Source organism: Mesorhizobium sp. P5_C1 (assembly GCF_054049815.1).
In genome coordinates this window covers 1-5,045 of sequence record NZ_JBFULQ010000413.1, presented here as the reverse complement: position 1 = coordinate 5,045, position 5,045 = coordinate 1, and the positions used below count along the sequence as shown (strand labels likewise).

At 62.6% G+C, this 5,045-nt stretch carries 4 protein-coding genes; 1 reads left to right on the top strand and 3 read right to left on the bottom strand.

The window, feature by feature from the left end; genetic code table 11:
- Positions 1-377: 377 nt before the first annotated feature.
- The 3 genes from ACXJ7R_RS24590 to ACXJ7R_RS24580 all read right to left on the bottom strand — a co-directional run bounded on the left by ACXJ7R_RS24590 (position 378) and on the right by ACXJ7R_RS24580 (position 4,505).
- On the bottom strand, positions 378-1,472 hold the full coding sequence (locus ACXJ7R_RS24590) for a hypothetical protein (protein ID WP_457154096.1): 1,095 nt from the start codon (positions 1,470-1,472) through the stop codon (positions 378-380).
- A gap of 66 nt (positions 1,473-1,538) precedes the next feature.
- Positions 1,539-2,489: a gp53 minor capsid family protein gene (locus ACXJ7R_RS24585; protein ID WP_457154095.1), complete on the bottom strand. Its 951-nt coding sequence runs from the start codon at positions 2,487-2,489 to the stop codon at positions 1,539-1,541.
- A gap of 72 nt (positions 2,490-2,561) precedes the next feature.
- Entirely contained in the window at positions 2,562-4,505 is a 1,944-nt protein-coding gene (locus ACXJ7R_RS24580) for a DUF2213 domain-containing protein (protein WP_457154094.1), read from the bottom strand.
- Positions 4,506-4,860: 355 nt separating this feature from the next.
- On the opposite strand from ACXJ7R_RS24580, the gene ACXJ7R_RS24575 reads away from it, so the two are divergent.
- Positions 4,861-5,045 (top strand): hypothetical protein (locus ACXJ7R_RS24575; RefSeq protein WP_457154093.1); only part of this gene is annotated, 185 nt, incomplete at its 3' end.

Below are 5,045 nucleotides of genomic sequence, written 5' to 3'. Positions count from 1 at the left end.
GAGCATTTAATGACGTTCTATCGAACGATCATTCCTCATATGAAGTTCGAGGCCTACCAGAGATACATATGGAGGTGCTTCTTCGTGCCCAAGGGCACGAGTTCAATCGAGGAAGGCCGCTAGTGGCTAAAATCTGACGATTGTTCCCCACCCAAGGCTGTCCTCACACTTTGCGGAAGAGCGATGTAGCCTTGCCGGAGACGAACAAAACCCGCATTTGACGCCCTCCCCCGCCTTGATCCCCGATTGCCACACCTGAAAAGAAGCCCGCCGGCAAAGGAGCCAACGGGCGTGATGGTGGAATTGTTCCGGCCAGTTGCCCGAACATACCAAGCGGGCTGCCAGGGCCTGATCGAAGATCGGAAGTGGAGGCGCCCTTAGACGCCGACCATCTGCGAAATGCCCATCGGCTGACGGATGATCGCGCCCCAGGTGCCGCAGGTCATCTTCTTCTTCCACGAGGACATCGCGCGGATGATCGGATGCGTGCGAAGCTTTTCGTTGAAGGAGCAATAGCCGGTCTTCTGGCCGTCGATCGCGTCGGCGATCAGCTGCACCTGGTTGCCGGCCGCGATGCCCACCGGGTTTATCGATGTCTGCGCACCATACTGCACTGCTGTCTCCACCCGGATATTTGGAAAGTTCTTCCGGAGCAGATCCTCGACGTTGACGTTGAAGGAGTTCGTCGCGGTCATGGCGAGTTGTGATTCCGGCGACAGCGCCAGCGTCATCTTGGTCTTCTGGTCTATCAGGCCAGCGGTCTGATTGACGAGTTGCAGCCACAGCGACTGGATGTCGGCATAGATTTCGTTCGCCGTGGCGACAATTTGGCCGTTGTTGATCCACTTCACGCCGCCATAGGCCTTCGGCGCCGGGGTGATCGGTGCCGCGAGGTTCGGATCATTGAGAAGGCCATAATTCTGGAGACCCTGCACACCCTTGAAATAGGTGGTGTTCAGGAAGCGGGCGAGCACGGTGACGCCGGCGCCATCGACCTCGCTGACCCAGCTGACGCGGCCGAGGCCGGCGCGCTCGATTTCCAGCTCGCCATATTCGGCGATCGTCTGGAACAGGTAGGACTGGCGCTGGGGCCAGTTCATGTTCGCGCCGGAGCGACCATTGTCGTTATAGTCGCCATAGCTCGACACTTCGCCGGTCTGCTCGATGGTCGGGAACATCGCGGTCTGGTCGATCCATGTGCCCTTGCGGGTTTCACCAAAGATCTCAGCGGCCTGCGTCGGGGCGAAGAGGATGCGATAGACCTCCGGGTCGACCAGCGTCGTCAGGAACGCCGGAATGCCGGTGTTCGACACCGTCGCCAGGTGAGGCTGCGCATCCATCGCGAGATGGTTGGTACGGAAGGCCTCGACGATGTAGGCGCGTGCCTCCGGCAGGTAGATACCGGCCTGCTCGAACATCGGGCGATGCTGCACCCAAGTTGCGGCGGCCGTGTTGAAGTCGTGGAATTGCATTGTGGTTTCTCCTCACAGACCGCCGGCTTCACGCCGAGCGAGTGGTTTCGAGGTTGACGGGAGGGTTTAGCCCTGGGGCCAGGCGCTGATTTTCATCAGCTCGCCCGGCTGGGCGAAGGAACGCACGGTCCACTTGGTCTCGACGTTGGTGGCCGCGGTGATGGCCGCCGCGGCGACGACAGTGTTGACGTCTACGGCATAGGTGCCGGCGCCGCCGGCCGGGTCGGTGATCTGCTGGCAGATTGTGGTGACAGCGGTGATGCCGGCACCGGTGAGGGTGTCCCCTACGCCGAACACGCCAGCGATGACGCCGCCGGCGGTGAACACGCCATAGGTGCCGGCGATGACGGTGCCCGGATCGACGCTCTGGTCGGGGATCGACACCGCATAGGTACCCACACCGCCGGGCGTGCCTGACAGCTGCGACACGATCTTGGTGCCGGTCGCGACATCGATGCCGGAGATGGTCGTGCCGGGATAGATCGTGCCGGCATTGACGGCGGTGACGGCGAGCACGTTGCCGACGATCGAGCCGACGAAGCCGCTGGTCGCCGCAGCGATCGAGCCCACCGAGGTGGTTGCTCCATTCGGCGTGCCGGTCGGGGCTGCCGTGGCCTTGCCATCGGCATAGTTGGCATAGACCTTCTGGCCGACTTGGGCCGGGGTGACGCCGGCATTGCGCACCCAGAAATCGCCCTCGTTGTATACGGTGATGGGAAAGCCTGCCGGAACCAGCATCGTGGATTCCTGCAGGTAGACCTCGATCAGGCCCTGCTGCTCGCGATGGATGAAGCCCGCGACTGGGCCGGTACCGAATGTGTTGACGACGGCCGGCGCGTTGTCGCTGTCGACCTGTGCGGACGTCAGCCAGGCGAAGCGGCCGACGATGACGCCGAGAGCGCCGCACACCAGCGCTCCAGCGGCTGCCAGGGCGGTGGTGCGCATATTGGTGCTGGCAAAGTCGCCTTCAACAGCCGGAGCAGGGTTGTAGAAAGCCTGCGTCTGAAAACCAGACATGGGCGGTCTCCTCATGAAAAGAGCTGGCTCGCTGGCCGGCTCGAAGGGGTTTCGGGATGAAAGTCGCTCGCCTTAGAGCGACTTGACGATGTGGGTTTTGGCGGCCGGGAACATCTCGTGGAACGAAGTGACGCCGGCGGCATCCATGGCGACGCGCGGATGCTGGGTCGGGGTAACGCCAGGCAGCGGCTGAGCCTTGAGAATCGCCGGCAGCGCCGAGGGGTGGACGCCATCGATGTCGACGCCGAGCGAGGTGAGCGCGGTCCGGTAGACTGCTTGCGCGCTGTCTTGGGCCATGGCGAGCTTTCCGATGTAGGGGCGAACCGCCTCTTCGGCTGCGCGCACCTGCGCGGCTTCCTCGCGGGCCTCACGCTTGGCGCGATCGATAGCGTTGGAAACAGCGGCAGCGATGGCCGAGTCCATTGCCTTCTTGTCGACCTTGTCGTCGTCCTTGTCGGAATCTTCGGCTTTTTTCTTCTTGTCGTCCTCGTCGTTCTCTTCCCCTTCCGCGTCTTCGGCCTTCTTTTTCTCTTCCTCGGCGGTGGCGTCGTCCTCGGCCTTTTTCTTCTTGGCCTCCTCCTCGTCGTCGTCTTCGTCGATCGCTTCCTGCACGTCGATCTCATCAAGAGCAACGAGGACGGCTTCAAGCCCGTCAAGCTTGGCGTCAGCCGCCAACTTGCCTTTCGTGGCCTTGCCGACCGCCTCGATGATCTCGGGGCGCTTGGCCTTGAAGTTGCCGGCGGTGACGCCGACCAGGGCCTGACTGACATCGATCTTCTGATCTTGCGCCAGCTTGGGCATGACGTGGGCAAGGATCGCACCGTGGGCGACAGACGCCATACGCGACAGCAGTGCCGATTTCTTCATTTTCGTGATCTCCTGTTTGCTGTCGCCGACAACAACATCGGGTCCGGCGCGACCCTCCTCAACCAAGGCGACGTGATTGGCGGCTATGTCCCGCATCACGCCGTCGTAGGATTCTCCAGCCAGCGTTCCGGGCGTCATGTCGGCCCGGTAGCGATAGCTGCTCGATAGTTCTTTCTGCCGATCGGATTCGATCAGCGCGATTGCCGCCCCATCCCAGATGCTCAGCGGCGCCATGAGATACGGGGCATGGAATTCGACGGCATCGCCGATCGATCCGACCACGGCTTCGCGCGGATGGTCCTTGGCACTGACCGGGATGTGTTTCAGCAGCAGCGGCTTGCCGACGAAGGTCGGGGCGGCTTTCGCCAGCTCGTCGGCATCGCGATAGAGGCGGTAAACCCGCTCGGGATCGAGGCCAAGCGCCTCGAAATCCGGGATTTCCCGGCCATAATACGGGCAGACATTGGCCTTGGAGATCGGCGTCATCTCGACGCGCAGATGGCCGTCCTGGTCGAACGTGCGCACGCTGTTGCGGTCCATCGCCAGCGCATCGTTGGCCGCGACGTGCTYGGGCTCGGGCTCGATCTCTTCCTCTTTCGTCCACTTTACGAAGTTGGAGCGCAGCGCGTCCCAATCCTGCGGCGACATGTCGGCGGCGATAYCAAGGCGCTCTCCCAGCATGTCGCGCAGACCGGGATGCAGCGGCTCGGGCAGCGAGCGCAGAGGGGCCCAGGCATAGCCGGAATGCTCGTCGGTCAGCAGCGGCGCGAACTTCTTGTCGACGGCCTGCGCGAAGGTGTGATGCACCCAGCCGTTCGGCGTGCCGCGCGTATCGATGAGCTGGCGCATGCCAGAGGGCAGCGTGCCGACTTCCTCGGTGGTCTCGCGCATCGCCGTGGTCTCGGCGTCCTCGCCTTCATCCGACTTGCCACCGGGCCAGCACCAATGGCCGGGCCAGTTGGTGTCGGTCGACGAGCGCCGAAGCACCAGGACATCGCCATCGGGCGCAACCAGCATCAGCGCGGCTGCCTGACCCGCGCCGTCCTTGCCGACGAACTCTTCGCCGACGGCTTTCGGAATGCCGAGCGTGCTCCGACCCTCGGCCGCAGCGTACATCGCGCGGCGTTGAGCCTCAGAAGTGGTAGGCATGTTCAATCCTCTAGAMTAGGGTCAAAACCCAATYACTYTGAACGAAGAGTTCGACCCAATGCAGCCGGGCGGCTTTGCGCCTGATCTTGGCTGTTGAGGATGCCTTTTCTACCGCCTGAAAGCGGACGTCAGCGGCGACCATTCTGGAAGTCGCGGTTGCGCCAACTGCCGACGTTTGTGTAAGATGCAGCGAGCGTCGCGATCCGACCCGATGCGGTCGTAGGATAAGCCAATCCGGTGATCCTAGGTGGGTTCGAGGGCCAGCGCAGTGCACCACGCGATAACCGTCGGTGTCGGCCTGTCGCGACTACCAACTGTCTGCTTCGTCTGGTGACTCTCCGGAGTCCACGGCGCGATGGTGCTTTCAACGCAAAATACCACGCTGGCTACCACGCCGCGCAAACGCGACGCCCCTATTTTGCTACCGTTGATCGCGTTCGATCATCGACGCGTTCAACCTGCCGCCGAACTTCCCGGGTCGTCCACCACTCTCAGATCGCACCATATCATGCCAGAAGGGAGCGCCACCATGACTAGCGG

Excerpts from the sequence above, each read along its gene's own strand:
- ACXJ7R_RS24590 (WP_457154096.1), bottom strand. The coding sequence starts at position 1,472 with ATGCAATTCCACGACTTCAACACGGCCGCCGCAACTTGGGTGCAGCAT.
- ACXJ7R_RS24585 (WP_457154095.1), bottom strand. The coding sequence starts at position 2,489 with ATGTCTGGTTTTCAGACGCAGGCTTTCTACAACCCTGCTCCGGCTGTT.